Raw genomic sequence first — 16480 nt, forward strand, 5'->3', positions numbered from 1 at the left:
AGCCGCGGATTCGGCCCGTACAGGACGGATGTGGTTCATGACCTTGCCGCGCGCGGTCGAGAACGATGCCGGCGGACGCGCGTGGGCGGAGCCTGACAGGGACGGGATCCGGCAGGTCCTGGCGGCTCTACGACGCGGGTGGTTGGCGATAGTCGCCACGGCTGTTGTCTTCGGCCTGCTCGCCCTGGGGTACAGCTTGGCCCAGAAGCCCCAGTACGCAGCCGTGGCCACCATGTACGTGACGTCCGGGACGGACGACAACACCACCAGCGCGTACCAGGGTTCGCTGGCGTCACAGCAACGCGTGACGTCCTATCAGCGACTCGTGACCTCGCGAGCTGTGGTCCAACAGGCCATCCAGGAGGCGGGTCTCCGGCTCAGCCTGGACGACGCGAAGAAGGCGTTGTCGTCCGCGTCGGCAGCGAACTCGGTGCTGCTCACGATCACAGCGGTCGAGCCGGATCGGGACACCGCCGAGAATCTCGCCAACGCGGTGGCGCGGTCGATGACGTCGTACGTGGCACGGCTCGAGACGCCGAGCGGCGGCGGACAACCGCTGGCGAAACTGACCCTCGTCGACCCTGCGCAAGCCGGGTCAAGTCCTGTCACGCCGAAGACGACCCGCAACGTCGCCCTCGGCGTTCCGGCCGGTCTGCTCATCGGACTCGTCGGTGTGGTCGCCCGCGCTCGGCTGAGCAACCGAATCCGACGTGAGGAGGATCTGGGCCTCGTCAGCGAGCTGCCGGTCCTGGGCGCGATCCCGTCGGACGGCGCACTGAAGCGCCGGCATCTCATCGACTTCAGCACGGGTGGGGGCGCGGCTGCCGAGTCGTTCCGCAAGGTCCGCACCAACCTCACGTACGCAGCCGTCGACAACCCTCCTCGAGTGATTCTCGTGACCAGCCCGGCAGCCGCCGAGGGCAAGACGACCACCGCCATGAACCTGGCCGCATCCCTGGTGGAAGCCGGTCATCGTGTCCTGCTCCTGGACGCCGATCTCCGGCGGCCGCAGGTGAACGAGCGCCTGGGGTTGCTGGGCGAGGTGGGCTTGACCAATCACCTTCGGGGAGAGGGCACGCTGGCCGACCTCGTGCAGCCGACGTCCACCGACGGCCTGTGGGTACTCGCGTCGGGGCCGCGACCTCCGAACCCGGCGGAACTCGTGGGGACCCAGCGCGCAGGGCAGGCGCTCGAGGAGGTGCGCAGGTCGTTCGAATACGTCATCGTCGACGCACCACCTGTTCTGCCGGTGACCGACGCCGTGGTGCTCTCTCGCTGGGTGGACGGCGTGCTGGTGGTGGTCCGCTCCGGCGCGACCCGCCGACGTGACCTCACCGCAGCACTAGCGCAGCTCGACGCCGGCGGCGCGCTGCCGCTGGGGTTGGTACTGATGGAGGCACCGCAGGACCGTCGAGGGTATGGCTACTACACCGTCAACAAGCGACCGAGGTTGTTTGGCCGCGGGTGAAGTCGGCCTGCGGGTCCGTGACTCCCGTATGAATCCAACTCGACCGTGAACTCCGTGCATGGGGCGAACTGGCTGCGTGAGGCCGGGCCAGCAGTTCGGGATCACCGCCTGACCACGGTCTCCTCGGGCGCCAATGAGCACTGCCGACGTGAGGTGGGCGACCATCCGTTTGCGCGCGGCCGGGTTGGCTGACCCGGTCCGCAGCGCCACAACCCCACAACGATTTAGTCGTCCGTGCCCCTGTGCGGTCCACAGTCGCGCCACGCGTAGGCGATGGCTGGGCAGCTCAGTTGCCCTCCAATATGCGGGCGGATTCCATTGCCGGTGTTACGAGCAGCATCGATGAGGGCATCTCGAGAGGACGGTTGCAATGACGAGGTTCCGTGCCACCACGATCTGCGCCGGCGTGGTCGCGTCCTCGTCGGTGGTAGCGGCCTGCGCGAGAGCGACGCCCCTCGGTCTCGGCCCGCCTCGTCATCCACGCCCGTCACTGCACCCGCGACGCCAGTGCGCCCCGCCGAACCGACGGGCTCGCAGTTGTGTGGGCTGTTCAACAGCAACGACCTCGCACCATTGGTCTACGGTGACACCACAAGAGGGCCGACTGCAGAGTCCTCGGGTGGTCTCGCAGGCTGCCGTTGGCCCGTATCCGGCAGTCGTAAGGATTTCGCGATGTTCCTCGACAAGGAGTCCGGCGGGAACAAGCGCGAGAACTACGGCGAGTTCGCGCAGGTGACGATGAAGGTGGGCGGCCAACAGTTGGTCCGCACGACCACGGGCGCGACAACTTGCGACGCCGTGGTCTACGGACCGCAGGTCCCCGCCTTTTACTACCTGCGCGTGAAGTACGAGGCGGACAAGTCCGTGTTGAAGGGCCAAGACCCCTGTAAGCCAACGCTTTCGGCCGTCGGTGTGGTTCTGACCAAGCTCGGGTGGTCTGCAACATAGGCCTTCATTCGCGCTGCCCCCACCGCGCAACCCTGAAGTGCGTCGTTGTTCGTCTGGGCCGGTCGAGCTACTGGTAGTCCGCAACTCATCGTTCGGCGGTCTAGAACGTGGCGTGTTGCCCGCTGTGGCGGGCGGGGTTGTCGCCCGTCGCGGCACCAAACTCTCGCGTCGGCATGCGGGTCTTAGACACGAGAATGAAGGTCGAAACTCCGACGCTCGGCCACAACAGATCGGCGTACTACATCGGCTACGTCTAGAACTCGGGCGTCCAACCCTCGACGGTCTGCGGACTAGTCCCGAGGTGTGGCCCAACGCTAGGACGTCGACGCGCGACATCACCGGATTCGGCAGCACCGGGGTCGCGATCGTCCCGACGCCGCTGCTGGGCGATCGGTGTCGGGCTGTTTCGATCACGGCGAGGCAGGATCAGATCTCGCGTTGGCATCCGCGACCGTCACGATCAAGTGGCATCAACGTGATGGTGCCGCGCCTGTACTCCCCTGCGCCACAGGACGCGTCGTCGAACGGCTATGAGGCGGACCTCCCCGGCGCTTTTGTCGGAGTTTCTAGGTGCTGTCGCCGAGGAGGAACACCCCGCCGATGGAGAGACCGTCGCGGAGCACAACCCGCCGGTCCTGGCCGTCGTATCGCACTACGGCACTTCGCCCCGCAAACGGACCGGCGACCGCAAACTTGTAGATGCAAAAGCCGTCACTAACCACGCCCTGCCCGAGCCTTACTGTCCTGACGGCGGACGCAGTGATGCGGACTTCGTGGTGTTCTCGCGCGACCGATCCGCACGACTGGCCGGGCCCCACCTCGTAGGAAATCTGTCCCCGGAACTCGAGCGGCAGCCCGTCGGGATTCGACACGTTGCCGTCCGGCCCTGTTGCGAGAATCATCCAGCCTGTGAAGAACACGAACAGGACACCAAGGACTATCAGTAGTCGGCGCGGCGGCGATCGGCGCGCCGAGGTCACGCCGGCTGTTTGACCAAGTCGACGGGTTCGCTATCGAGAATCTGCGTCTGATGCCGGCGATGAGCCTGCTCCGCAGCGACCAGTCCGACGAGCAGCCAGATCGCGGCGCAGTACTGGGTGATTAGCGCGACGGTGAGCAGGGTGATCACCTGCCCGAACAGTGCGACGTCGGCGACCGTTCCCTTGCCGCTAATCACCCGGTAGATGATGGCCAGCACCCCTGCCACGAGCAGCATCGTCACGACCCATCCGAAGTCGAGACCAGTCAGCAGCGGCGTCGAGTCGATCGACCCGAACTCGCGGTACAGCGAACGGCCGGCGCTGTCGACACCGACGTTGCGGGCCTGCCCGATGATCGACATGTCACCCGGCACTAAGCGCCAGAGGTTCTCCCGGTAGTTGGTGCTCGGGTCCAGCTCGCGCGCGTCAAGGGTAGAGAACTTCGTGAGGATGAACGGGACTAGGCCGACGCCGACTGCCAGGCTCAGCACGACACCCCAGAACCGGGTGCCTGCGTCGACAACGCGCCCGGATAGAAAGACTAGTGCCAGCACGACGGCGAGTAACGCGGAACTGATCGGACCGCGGCTGAACGTAGCGAGCACCCCGGCAATCACGACCACCGTGAACGGCAGGCGAAGGCGGCGCTGCCGCATCGTCATCACGTACGGCACTGTCAGTGACAAGAACCCGCCCAGCGCCAGGGCGTGACCGAATGCGCCTTCGGAGCGGTCCAGGCCGCCCCGGGTTTGGATGTTCGCCCAGAAGCCGAGCTTCTGGCTGATCGTGTTCGTGTGCTCAAAGACGTGCCACGAGAACGCCAGCTCGACGCACGCCCACAAGCCGACGATCGCGCCTGCCCATGCGAGGACGTCGCCGACGAACTCGAGTCCGCACACCAACGCCAGGCGCCGTCCGACGATGTAGGCGGTCGCCCACTGGAAGATGACGGTCGTGATCGCGTACTTCGGTGTGTCCAGAAACAGATAGGCCGCCAAACCGATCCCGAACACGGCCCACAGCACGCGGTCTGACCCCATGAATCCGACCTGTTCGGTCGGGCGGTTAATCAGGATGCAGGGCGCGATGACCGCGAACGCAACTGTGGCCGGCGGAAGCGGGAACGCATCGAATACGAACCAAAATGGCACCGCCACGAGCACGACCATCCAGAAAACGAACGCTGCCCGCGGGCTGTGGGCGAACAGCAGTGCCACAAACGCACCTGCGCCAACGATGACGCTGAGTTCTAGGTAGCTGGGGAATGACAGCACAAGCAGGATGTCGACGATCTGCGTCATTCACGGATCATCCCGTACTACCGCCCGATCCGCCCGCCGTACCGACCACCAGCCCCATCACGCTAGATGCGTCGCCCGGCGCGTGAGTATCCCCACTTGCCCGTCGGCGATCTCGACGAACTGGGTGGTGCAGTCTTAGGCAATGCCCTCGGTGCTCGCGAGGTCTGCGGTTTGGCTAAACGGTAGGTTGCGCACGCCGTTGGTGGGGTGTGTATGGCGAGCTCACCGCGAACACCGAGGCCGTCGTTGCTACCAACGCTGATCGTTGCTACCCAAAAATGATCGTTGCCGGCCGACGTCGGTCAATGATGCGCTGAGCGACAAGGACGGACGCAACGACCGCCACCGCATCCGCATAGGATCCGATATCAGAAGTAGTTTGCCACAGCGGCTAGAGTCGGAACACACGTTGACCATGCGGGCTCGCCCGTTCCGAGGGAGAATTTCGACCATGAGTGCCCTCCCGCAACGCGTGAAGTCCGTCTCAAACCTAGCGGCGTTCTACGTTAAAAATCCAAGCAGGCTCGGCGAGGTCGGCAAATGGGCGTCGCATCGTGGACGCACGACGTTAGAGCTGCGACTCCCTTGGTGGAACTACCAGGCAATCGAAGCTGTCGAAAGGTTGCTTTCGAGTTCTTCGAAGGTTTACGAGTACGGCGGTGGCGGATCGACGTTGTGGCTTTGCGACCGCGGCGCTCAAGTGATCACCGTAGAACACGACGCGGACTGGGCTAAAGTTCTACGAGACGTGATACCAGACGGGGCGACTGTCAAATTCATACCACCAGCCGCAAGCGGAGCTGTGAGCTCGAAGTCGACCCCAGGAGTGTTCTACGACGACTACGTCCAGTCGATTAGAGATCACGCCGACAGATCATTCGATTTGGTGATTGTCGACGGACGCGCCCGCGTGAGCTGCGTTCAAGAGGCAGCTTGCAAAGTCCGTAAGGGTGGTGCATTGCTCCTCGACGATTCTGATCGCCCGCAGTACGCGATCGCCGGAGAGATCCTGAATGACTGGTACCGAAGCGATTACCGCGGAGCGAAGCCCGGCGGAGGGGGAACTGTAGTGACTTCTGTATGGCAAAGGCCCTAGCGCCGGGCCTGATGAACTCGCCGCTTCTTGTGAGCTAGATTCCGTATTGGAAAAGTACGCTTGACACCCAGATTGCGGCTAGTGCGATTGTCGCCAGACCGAGAACAATTGTCATGATCCTGTCCCGCATCGCAATGAGCAGCAGCAGACCGGACAACGCATCGACGGTCGCGTACGCAGCCAACAACGCAATCAGCCCAAATCCTGGTAGGGGAGCAGAAAGAGCAACTGCGAGTACAACTACTGGTACTACCACCATCGTGATTCGAGACGCGCTCGGTGGCAGAAACCTAAACGCGAGACGCTGCGCCACGGACGAGCACGCTGAGGCAACAAGCCATAGTGCGACAACGATTCCGATCAGGCTGTAGTTCGGGAAAGCAAGCACCAGAGCTATGTTTACCGTGATTCCGGCAGGCACGAGCCATACGACAAGGATCCGCAAGAACGCGCGTCCTTCGGCGGGCGATTCGGCGGTCTGATGAACCATGCGCGGCAGGATTGCGTTCACAAAGGTCGCGGCTACAGATGCCACGATCTTCATGGGCACTGTAAGCAGGGTAAGCGTAGACGGAGGAAGCACCAGAGACAGCGACTGGATGATCATGAGGCCGCCGTAGCTGACCCCGGACTTCGCAAGGAACCAAGCAGAGCCCGCCCTCACGCCACCCGACTTCTCGGGAAGTAGTTCAACCACCTCGGAGCCAACCTTCATTCTGAACGCAACAGCAGCAAAGGCGGCGTTTGCTGTTGTGAGAGCGGCCATCATCGCAATCACTGTCGCTGTCGAAGATGGCCACGGAAAGATCATCACCAGAGTTGCCGCGATGTTGGCGGGGAGGGCGATTGCTGACACCCAATGAGGCGAACCGCTCGCTTCAGCACAAACGGCGCGGAACCAGAGGAAAACCTGAAACAAGGAATTCAACCCACAGAGGACCGCGACAGGGACAAGCGATTCGACCATTCTGCCGTTGGCAGCCAACCAGAGGGTGCCCAGCAACACCGCGAGGAGGGCAGAAGCCGGTACTCCGACTGCGAACAGTCTGGCACCACGCCGCGTCAGTCGACTGTCGTTCAGGAGCAGCGGATACATGACGCCAACAATTAAAATTTGTACTGGCAGATTGCCAAGGTTGAAGAGGTAGAAATAAGTATCAGTTGCGTTCGAGGGCCCGTGGCGCCACAGCAACGCGAAGAGTTGCAGAACACCTGCAACCTGCGACGCCAGAGATAACGCCGGCGCTCGGAAAATCGTGGGGCTATCTGAGATCTTTGTCTTGCGCAGATTGGTGATGATCACGCCACGAACCCGCCGCGCGCGCGGCCCCAGCCGTGCCGCTTCAACCCGGACCACGTTCCGCTGAGCAGGGCGGCAGTCTTTTCGAGCTTCGATGATTCAAAAATAATCACCACCGCAACCTTTTTAGCAATGACCAGCAACGTGCCACCGGTGGAACGGCGAGCCACCCGTAGATCTTGAGGCGAATTCCGATGTTTCGCCGCGTAGTACAGCATATCGCGCGCCATATGTCGCAACCTGAACGCAGAATGGTTGTAAGCCACAACTCCGCCATGACGAGATTGTTGTCCGATGGTATGGCTCAAGACAACCGAATCGTCTTTGACGATTCGATAACCTGCTAACCGCAATCTAAGGCAGAAGTCAAAGTCCACGAAATCGATGAACATTCCTTCGTCGTAGCCGCTGACCGTTTGCCAGGCATCAATCAGGAGAAGTGATCCCGAATTTATACAATAGTTCACGTCGCTGACACCAGCATTGTATGTCTGCGTTATATTGTCGTTGTTCCGGTCGGAAATTCGAGGTGCGCACAACGCAACACCGTTCATGCAGTGGCTGCGAAGGCGCTCAACCGTGCTCGGCATAACTACCGAATCCTGATCGAGCAGCAGTGCGGATACAGCGCCGGCGTCGAGGGCTCGGGACAACCCGACGTTGAGCGCCGAAGCAATACCGTTGTTTTGCTCTAGGCCAATGAACTCAACTGGCCAAGCGTTGAGCTGTAACAACTCATGCAGCGCCTCGCGATTTGTCGACCCGTTGTCGACAAGTGCGATCCGGTCGACCTCGCCCGAAACGGCTTGGAGGCACCGTGACAGATCTTCCAAGTTTGGGTTGAAAGTGACCACCACGGCGAATACCGGCCGATGATTGACGACCGCTGAGCGGTTGTCATGTTCTTCAGGCCTCACAAAAGCCTCCGGGTGCCACCGCCACGAGGATGAATCTACCGTGCGGTGCGCCCCGCCGCTGGGAGAGTCCGTGCGCGGGCGGGACGCCTCAGGACCGGAAAGGAGGATGTTCGGGCGCTCCCTGCCTCTACGTGTGTCGGAGCCACTGATCCACTTCGAGTCGGGCGTCACGTTGGGGGAGGGAGTGCACGATCGCGTCGGGGTCCTCGGCGGCGGACAGAACTTCGACGGTGCGTCGTGCTAGTTTGTAAACGTCGAAATCTTGTTGCACTATTTCGTGGCCGTGCTCTTTTAACCAATCGGCGAAACCGATTTGGTCGGTCGAGATAATTCGACACCCGTGGGACGGGCCTTCGCCCACCGGGAGTCCAGTCTGTTCCCTCCAGCGTGCGTTCGACTGGGACAACAATATCAGCGCCTTTGATCGCCTGAGGTGTGCGTGAATAAGGGATCGAGGCGGGTCGACCACGAGCCTGACCCGTGCACGTCCGGAACACCAAGCGCGCACCGTGGGCTCGAGTTCCCCCTTGCCGATCAGAACCAGCTGCAAATTATCTGCGTCTCGGGATTCCGCGAGAATGGCCTCAATCGCGTCCCAAAGTGCCATCAGTTGGAAGGTGCCTTTGCGCGCTGCAAATTCGCCTACGAAAAGCAGACTTGGCGTCTTGAACAAGGGGCCGCACTTGCATGGGCCGGGAAGCTCCAAGACCTGCTTGACCTCGATGTTCGTGGGCAGGCGTCTTACGAACCGGCTGTAATTCGCAGCGGCTGCCGGACTGCCGAACGCGAGCCTGGAGTTCTCGCTCAGTAGGAACGTCACCATGTAACTGACGATGAGCGATGACAGTTTTCGTCCTAGCCGCGTATAACTGCGGATGCGCGGATAGTGTCATTGTTCTCGATAGCATAGGATACTACTCGAATTTTTGAAGGCCGAACTCGGTTCATAATTTTAATTGCTGACACATAAAAAAATAGCGATGGCCACCCGTTCAGCATCGCTGCCTCGTTCAGCTCAACGACGTTCGGGGGAGACCTCAGAAGAAGCGCCAAGACCCGCATTCGTCCCATCTGTCGGGCGCCGACCGAGCGCGCTAGATCGCTGTCGAAGTCGTAGCTGGTTTTGCGATACAGAAGGAGCTTCTCGCGGCCGGATTGCTTGATGTGATCCAGATGAGTAGTCCGCGCGGTTTCGTAGATTTGGACATATTCGATTCTCGTCGAACCATGTCGTGCATCTTGTGTTCGACTTTGCTGCCATCTTGTTCCTGCAAGATCCCCCCGGGTCATCTCGAGAGTATGGGGGAGGACGCGAGAAGTGGCAAGCGTGCCATATTAAGTGCACGTGGGAACAGTTTTGCAATGAATCAACTGAGGCTGCCCTGTGATCTGGAAACGCGGTGCCGAAGCTTGGCGGTCTATCGATGCAGCCAGCGGTCCGCGGCATCTCGGGCGTCGACGGCCGGGAGCGCGGTCAGCGAAGTGTGCTGTGCACTTTGTCGTGTCACCTTCTTACTGATTTCTGCGATGGTATCGGGTGTCAGCGGTCCCGGTGGAAGTAGCACATGGCCGTTGGACCCGAGCCAGCCGGCGAGTCCGGTTTCGGTCGTTGTGATGACAAGACACCCATGGCTGAGTGCCTCCTTGATCGGCAGTCCGACCTGCTCGCGCCACACAGGATCGGGTTGGCTCAGCAAGAAGAACACGCTCGCCTCTCGATAGTGCGCATGGATTACGTCACGAGGGGGGTCTATCAACAACAGAGATGTCGACGGACGCGCGGTGGCCCACTCCCGCACCGCACCCTCGAGGGGTCCTTTCCCGATGAGGACGAACCGGGTTGTGGGAGCGATGACCTCGAGGCGAGTCCACGCGTCTAACAGCTCTGGGACCCCTTTCCGCGCGGAGAATTCCCCCACGAATAAGAGGGTGTGCCGCTTCTTCTCCAAGTTTCCGCATTTACAGACAGCGGGCAACTCCAAGAACTCGGCGATACAACGCGTCGGCGCGTCAGATGTATCGACGCCTAGGTTCTCGTACGTGCGACGCGCTCCCGGTGAGCCAAAAGCTATTCGAAACGTATTTTCGATGACAAACTTGAATCCGATCCGCGCGATGATCGCAGCGGGTCTGCCCATAAGGCGGAATGGCATCGGTCGGCGGCCGACCCTGTGGTCGAGGGTCGCGAATGGGTCTAAATTCTCGATTGCATAGAAGACGATCTTCCATGACTCGGACTCACCCTTGCGCAGGATTTTCGCAACTCGACTCATCGCGACCGTAAACATCGCCAATGCCAGCGCCTGCACATAGAGCGGTTCGTTGATCTCTATTGATCGAGGCCGATCTCTCACAATGGCGACCGCTAGTCCTGGGTAGGACACTCTTTGTGCTCCGACTGCCTCCGCGAGATCCTCGTCCCAGTCGTAACTGTGGTGGCGGTAGTAGAGCTTCCGCGGTTCGTTCGCGGCCAATGACGCCTGCACCCTGTACAGATGCACGCTTCTGGCGGTGTGGAACACCATGACTCGCTCGCGTCGAGTCACAGGTCTCCGGAAGCAACAGCGGCGAGGTGAAGATCGATCTGGCTGACGAACGCTCCGAGACTGTACTCGTTCTGCCAGTAGTTCCGGGTTCCCGCCGACGAGGCAGCGTCGCGACGTGCGGTAGAGCGGGCCTGCGAGAGAATTGGTCGTTCGCGGTCGATTGCAATCACATGGTGGCCGTCGATGTAGCCGTGCATCCCGGGGGCGTCCGTCGCCAATACGCGGACGCCGCACTCCAACGCCCCAACTGTGACCATGTGGCCGGCGGCCCTTCCGGAATCGCGGATCGGCAGTACCACCAAGTCTGAGTGGGACATCAGCTCACCGAAGGCGGAGCTGCTTACTCGGGGGCACCACGTGATAGACGATTTGTCGTTCTGCCAGGTCTGTGTCGTGCTTCCATCGATAATAGTGAGATTGACGGCGGTTTCGCTTGCCTGTACTTCGTCGACAAGTGTGGAGATCAGACCAGGGTCGCGATCCGACGTTCCGCCTACGAACAAGCGCAAAGGCTCGTCCCGCTCTACCTTCTGTGGCGGGTACCCGAACGTGTTGCCATAACGCAAAACGTGTGCGACGCCGCCGCTTTGGTTCCACTGGTCTGCTTCGATGTCGACAAGTGTGAAGACGGGATTGCGACGAACGGCGAGCCGCAGAAGCTTCCAGCTTCGGGTGCCTGGAAGCGCGTAGATGCCGATTACGGCGAAGCTTTTAATCCCAAGGCACCGGAGGGCGACGGCCGTCCACGGATTCCCGCACAGGTAGAACGTCTGTCGCCCATGGGCGCGAACCGCTTTGATGGCCAAGCGGGCGCTGTCCAGCCCGAGGCCCAGGACTCGAGAACCAAAACGCCTACCGCTTGGTGCGGCCGACTCCAGGGTGCAGTAGTCGACGATGTTCCTGCTCGAGCGCCAAGTCTCTTTTGTGGTTCGGCTGTTGCGTCCCATGGCCAGCATCACTGCCCGTTCACGACTCATCGATGAATGCCCTCCACGCTCGATCGGCCTCGCGTCGGTAGCGATCGGCGCGCTCGTCTGCGCCAATTCGTCCTTGCGCATGGGCGAATCGAACGGCGCGGAGCCAGTCGGCGCGTGAGCCGGCCAAGAGTTGCGAGTCGCTGCCAGTCAGGTCCATCAGGCTTGTTTCGTCGGGCCCCACGAAGGGGACGCCCAGCTCAAGGCACCTGACGGCCACTCCGCTCTGGAAGAACTTCCGGTACGGGATTAGCACAACCGAAGCTGACAGCAGCAGGTCGTCAACCTCGGACTCAGACACGAAGGTGTCCTCGACCTCCCATCCAGTGACGGGTGGCCAGCGTCGACCCCTGACAACGAAGCGGTGGGTCGAGGCAAGATCGCTCGAGGCGAGAAATTTCATCAGGTCAAGATCGCGATCTTGCTTGTACTGGCCGAAGACAAGCAGCGTATTCCGTGCGCTGGCTTGGTCCGCGGACTTCGGTTTCGTGATGGGATGCGGAAGCAGAATGGAAGCTATCCCGATCTTGGCCAGGACTTCCTGCGCTTGCCGACTATGACAGATCACGGTCGTGCCCTTAGCGCGCCGAGCGAGAAACGCCGACAAACGCCCGTGGCCAACCGCCCGAACGAGTGGCTCAGGGTCGTGAACGATGACGGCACTGCCTCGGCCACACAGAAGTCTCGTGAGCGCGACGTCGAAGAGGCCGAGAGGCGGCCAACAGACGATGACAAGACCGCCCTGGGACAATCTCGTGCGGAGGAGTTTCACGTAGTACCGCAAGAGCCAGGCAACCCGTCCGTAACTGGCCTGGGACGGTTCGTTCAAATCGAGTCGCCTCGTCGGTATGCCTGCTCTCTCGATCGTCGCCTGTAGTTCTTCCGAAAAGTGAGCAAGCGTGGCAGCGACGGGGTTGGCAACCGTCACGGACTTTCCTGGGAAACGATGTCGTCCGAGTACCGCGTCCAGAAGTCCCTTGGATGCCGTCAGGGATCGCCGTGGCGGCCGCCCCAGCTTCATGTCAACGGTGGCCAAGCGCGCAATCTCATGTGGTGTCGCGAGCGCGCGCGAAAGCGCAGATCCGTGCCGGCGTTGAAGCTTTTGCATGTTGCGCCCCAGGAAGTACGGGGGAATCCCACTCGAACTCTGGTCGGCGACAGCGGATGGGACGCACATCACCTCAAACCCTAGGCGGCGTAGCTGCAGGTGGTGGTCTACCTCTTCCATGTACAGGAAGTAGTCCTCGGGTATCGGATGACCTTCGACAACCTCCTTGCGGTACAGAAGGAGCGCGCCATCGAGCCATTCCACGCTCCGCGCGTCCAGCGGTCGGTCGAGGGCCATCGGATTCCTGTGGCCGACGTGACGCGGAAGCTTCAGGAACGGAGTGAGAACGCCACCGGCCGACCACACCGTAGACGACTCATCGATGGTGAGCAGGGGCCCGCAGACTGCTGCCTCTGGATGAGTACTCATGTGCTGGTGCAACTCGGCGACGCACTCTGCGTCGACCAAGGTCTCGTGAGTGGACACGAGAAGATACCTGTGATGAGTGGCGTGTTTGAAGTAATCGACTCCGCGGTTCACGGCCGCCGCGTACCCAAGATTGGGGGTCAGGACAATATTTACTTCGGCACCCACTAGCGAATGCAAAATTTCAGGATCGGATCCGCAATTGTCGACCACGACGATCGATGACGCTGCGATCCCCGATGCCCGCAGGGATTCGACGGTCGCGCCGAGAGTCCTCGGGCTGCGGTGGTGAACGACCACTGCGCACACGTCGGCCGCGACGCCGGCTGAAGGTGCGTTCACGTGCACTGATGGCCCTCCAGGTCATGTCAATTCTCGCAGTTCAAGCGAAGTGGGTCCGGGCAATACAGCGTTCGGATGACAATATCCGGCGAGAAGGGCGGCCGCTGACTAGCCTGTCTCCAGGCGGATCCTAGCTGTCTATGCAGCCGTCAGGGGCCCCAAAGAAACATTCGACGATCGCTGTGTTTCCAGAATGTGAACAGGATCCGATGCACGAGTTGCGGAGTTCGGTTACGTGCGGTGTACTCACCCGAGTCGCACTTGTGAAGGGGTTGAGGGTGTACACCGTGGCACAGCGCCAGCACGAGTGTCTTTTTCGAAGTTGCGTCTCGCGGGGCGAAAATTCCTGTGGTCCGTCGCAGGGGAAAGAATGTCTCGCACCTTTTGTTAGGTCGGCGAAATGAGTCGCCGTACGAGCAACCGCCGTATTGCAATTATCGGCAGCCGCGGTTACCCCAGTTACTACGGTGGTTTCGAAACCCTGGTTCGTCGACTCGCTCCCCACCTGGCCGATCGTGGGCACTCCGTTACTGTGTACGGCCGGCCGGGCTCGGTGAGGGATGACGACCCGTCGCGGGACCCACGCGTTCGGTCGAAGAACACGGCTGGGCTGAACACCAAGTCTCTGAGCACGATTTCGTTTGGACTCACCGCGACGCTGGCAGCGATCAGAAGCCGCGCCGACGTTGCACTCGTCATGAATGTCGCCAACGGATACTGGCTCCCGCTTCTTCGACTCTGCGGCGTCAAAACGGTGGTCAACGTCGACGGCATCGAGTGGGAGCGCGCGAAGTGGGGTCGCCTGGCTCGATACATCTTCCGGATAGGTGCGCGCATGACCGCCCGCTGGGCGGACGAATTGATATTCGATGCGCAGGCCATTGGCGATTACTGGAAAAAGAATTTCCACCGAGATGGCACGTTCATCCCTTACGGCGGAGAGGCGACCTTTACCGAAGCGGACGGCCTTCCCTTCGAGGACGAAACCTATGCTCTCCTGGTAGCCCGTTTTGTTCCGGAAAACACGATCAACGAATTCTTCGACGCCGTGGATCGTATGGACCGAACAAGGTTTGTAGTCGTGGGGACGTCGGGTTTCGGCGGGCCGCTCGACCGCCGGATCGAAGATCTCGCGGCGGGTCGGGACAATGTTCAATGGCTGGGCCACGTCAGCGACGATTCACAGCTTTTCTCCTTGTGGAAAAAGTGCGGAGCCTACTTTCATGGGCACAGTGTCGGCGGAACGAACCCGGCCTTGGTTCAGGCAATGGCATGCGGTGCGCCGATAGTCGCACGCGACACGGTCTACAACCGCGAGGTGCTGGGCGCAGCAGGGGTTTTCGTGCCGCCGACGCCAGACGGCATCGTCGAGGGGCTTGAGGCGGTTCTGGGTGACCCTGTTTTGAGGAGCCGAATCAGCAAGGAATCGAGAGAGCGCGCAAGACGCCAGTATTCCTGGGAGTTGGTTTTGGATGGCTACACGCGAGCCCTTGCGCCGACTCGCAGCGGATCGGTGAGCAAGCCGGCTGCCGTCAAGTCGGCCGAGTGAGGTCACATCCATTTTGTTCGACACGACAATCTGACGTGCTGGGACTCGCCCAATACGCGGCCGACGGCGGCTGCCGCAGCGTGGCACGACAACCAGAGGACGGATGCGCCCAATGACAGCAGACAATGAGGGCCGCGAAGGGCAGAACCCCGTCGTTGACGCTCTGAACGAATTGCGCAAGCGGTGGCTGGTCGTCATCGGTGGTGCTGTTGTTTTGGCAGCCGTGGCTCTGGGTTACAGCCTCGCGCAGACACCCGAGTACGAGGCTGCGGCGACGCTCTACGTCACTTCAGGTACCGACGACAACTCGTCGAGCGCATACCAAGGATCCCTCGCTTCACAGCAGCGCGTGACCTCCTACGCCAAGCTCGTCGACTCCGATGCGATCGTCACGCAGGCGCTGCAATCCGGTGGGCTGTCGCTGTCACTGGACGATGCCAAGGCCGCGCTGAAGGCAACATCGACGAACGAGACGGTTCTCTTGTCGATAACTGCGACGCTGACAAATCGAGGCGAAGCTGTCTCGCTGGTCAACGCGGTATCGCGTTCGATGACCTCTTACGTCACCCAGCTCGAGACACCATCTGGCGGAGGGCGGCCGCTCGCCAAGCTCACGCTGGTGTCGCCTGCTCGAGCCAGCTCGACGCCAGTCTCTCCGAAGACCACACGCAACGTTCTCCTCGGCGCTGTCGCAGGACTCATCCTGAGTGCGCTCGTTGTGCTCGCCCTCTCGCGATTCAACACCCGCACAAGGTCTGAGGCCGATCTTGCCCGGGTGAGTTCGACTCCCGTTCTCGCAAGCGTTCCAGCGGACGAGTTGCTCAAGCGTCGTGGCCTGATCGACTTCCGAGAAGGAGCCACCGCCGCCGCCGAGGCGTTCAGAAAACTCCGCACGAACCTGACGTTCACCAGTGTCGACAACCCACCGAAAACAATCGTTGTCACGAGTGCAGTTGCCGTGGAGGGCAAAACCACCACCGCCATGAACCTCGCAGCCGCCCTGGTAGAGGCCGGCAAACGAGTCGTCTTGGTCGATGCCGACCTGCGGCGGCCGCAGGTCGACACTCGGACAGGCTTGCTCGGCGAGGTCGGGTTCACCAATTTCCTGCGCGGTGACGGAGTGTTGAATGACCTCGTGCAGCCCACACAGGTAGACGGGTTGTGGATCCTCGCGTCAGGACCGAAGCCTCCGAACCCCGCCGAACTCCTAGGTGCGCGACGCGCGTCCGACGCACTCACAGAGCTCGCCGCGTCATTCGACTACGTCATCGTCGATTCGCCTCCCGTATTGCCGGTCACGGATGCAGTCGTTCTGGCGCAGTGGGCGGACGGCGTCGTGCTCGTCGCCAGAGCCGGCAGTACCAAGATCCCGGATTTGAAAGATGCGTACGAACAGATTGTCAACGGTCAGACGCCCGTCATCGGGTTCGTGCTCACAGAGGCGCCGACCGACAAGAGCCGGTATGGCTACTACGCAGTGAAGCCGAAGCGGAGTAGGTCGTTGTTCGGGCGCAGCCGCGAGCCGAAGGCCATCGAGAACGTTCTCGAGCCGAAGCGTTCGCCGAAGCACTGAGGTCCACTAGCG

13 protein-coding genes are annotated in these 16480 nt (G+C 61.3%); 5 read left to right on the top strand and 8 right to left on the bottom strand.

The genetic code is table 11. From position 1 onward, the window contains the following. The first annotated feature begins 37 nt into the window (after window positions 1-37). Entirely contained in the window at window positions 38-1468 is a 1431-nt protein-coding gene (locus LX14_RS11275) for a tyrosine-protein kinase domain-containing protein (protein WP_253647287.1), read from the top strand. Between the two features lie 342 nt (window positions 1469-1810). Beyond that, complete coding sequence (locus tag LX14_RS11280) at window positions 1811-2416, top strand: DUF3558 family protein (protein WP_253647288.1); 606 nt, start codon at window positions 1811-1813, stop codon at window positions 2414-2416. A 566-nt stretch (window positions 2417-2982) separates the two neighbouring features. On the opposite strand, the gene LX14_RS11285 is transcribed toward LX14_RS11280, so the two are convergent. Together LX14_RS11285 and LX14_RS11290 are read right to left on the bottom strand one after the other, a co-directional pair. Further along, the gene (locus LX14_RS11285) at window positions 2983-3396 is read right to left on the bottom strand and encodes a hypothetical protein (RefSeq protein WP_253647289.1); all 414 of its coding nucleotides are present in this window, start codon (window positions 3394-3396) and stop codon (window positions 2983-2985) included. Further along, entirely contained in the window at window positions 3393-4697 is a 1305-nt protein-coding gene (locus LX14_RS11290; RefSeq protein WP_253647290.1) for a hypothetical protein, read from the bottom strand. The genes LX14_RS11285 and LX14_RS11290 overlap by 4 nt, the downstream gene beginning before the upstream one ends. 451 nt (window positions 4698-5148) lie before the next feature. On the opposite strand from LX14_RS11290, the gene LX14_RS11295 reads away from it, so the two are divergent. Further along, a complete protein-coding gene (locus LX14_RS11295) occupies window positions 5149-5793 on the top strand; it encodes an O-methyltransferase (RefSeq protein WP_253647291.1) in 645 nt (214 codons plus the stop codon). Window positions 5794-5827: 34 nt separating this feature from the next. Here the strand turns inward: LX14_RS11295 and LX14_RS11300 are convergent, their stop codons facing one another. The 6 genes from LX14_RS11300 to LX14_RS11325 all read right to left on the bottom strand — a co-directional run bounded on the left by LX14_RS11300 (window position 5828) and on the right by LX14_RS11325 (window position 13352). Continuing rightward, complete coding sequence (locus LX14_RS11300; RefSeq protein ID WP_253647292.1) at window positions 5828-7096, bottom strand: hypothetical protein; 1269 nt, start codon at window positions 7094-7096, stop codon at window positions 5828-5830. After that, on the bottom strand, window positions 7093-8010 hold the full coding sequence (locus LX14_RS11305) for a glycosyltransferase family 2 protein (RefSeq protein ID WP_253647293.1): 918 nt from the start codon (window positions 8008-8010) through the stop codon (window positions 7093-7095). The genes LX14_RS11300 and LX14_RS11305 overlap by 4 nt, the downstream gene beginning before the upstream one ends. 127 nt (window positions 8011-8137) lie before the next feature. After that, window positions 8138-8833, bottom strand: a complete 696-nt coding sequence (locus LX14_RS11310; protein ID WP_253647294.1) for a glycosyltransferase — start codon at window positions 8831-8833, stop codon at window positions 8138-8140. A gap of 595 nt (window positions 8834-9428) precedes the next feature. After that, complete coding sequence (locus LX14_RS11315; protein ID WP_253647295.1) at window positions 9429-10535, bottom strand: glycosyltransferase; 1107 nt, start codon at window positions 10533-10535, stop codon at window positions 9429-9431. A 17-nt stretch (window positions 10536-10552) separates the two neighbouring features. After that, the gene (locus LX14_RS11320; protein WP_253647296.1) at window positions 10553-11614 is read right to left on the bottom strand and encodes a glycosyltransferase; all 1062 of its coding nucleotides are present in this window, start codon (window positions 11612-11614) and stop codon (window positions 10553-10555) included. Next, window positions 11523-13352, bottom strand: coding sequence for a glycosyltransferase (locus LX14_RS11325; RefSeq protein WP_253647297.1), 1830 nt, complete (start codon window positions 13350-13352; stop codon window positions 11523-11525). The genes LX14_RS11320 and LX14_RS11325 overlap by 92 nt, the downstream gene beginning before the upstream one ends. A 394-nt stretch (window positions 13353-13746) precedes the next feature. Here LX14_RS11325 and LX14_RS11330 point away from each other — a divergent pair, with 394 nt between their 5' ends. Then, the gene (locus tag LX14_RS11330; RefSeq protein WP_253647298.1) at window positions 13747-14895 is read left to right on the top strand and encodes a glycosyltransferase; all 1149 of its coding nucleotides are present in this window, start codon (window positions 13747-13749) and stop codon (window positions 14893-14895) included. A 112-nt stretch (window positions 14896-15007) separates the two neighbouring features. Next, the gene (locus LX14_RS11335; protein WP_253647299.1) at window positions 15008-16468 is read left to right on the top strand and encodes a tyrosine-protein kinase domain-containing protein; all 1461 of its coding nucleotides are present in this window, start codon (window positions 15008-15010) and stop codon (window positions 16466-16468) included. Window positions 16469-16480: the final 12 nt, after the last annotated feature.

The organism is Williamsia deligens, assembly GCF_024171765.1.
GTDB classification, from domain to species: Bacteria; Actinomycetota; Actinomycetes; order Mycobacteriales; family Mycobacteriaceae; genus Williamsia_A; species Williamsia_A deligens.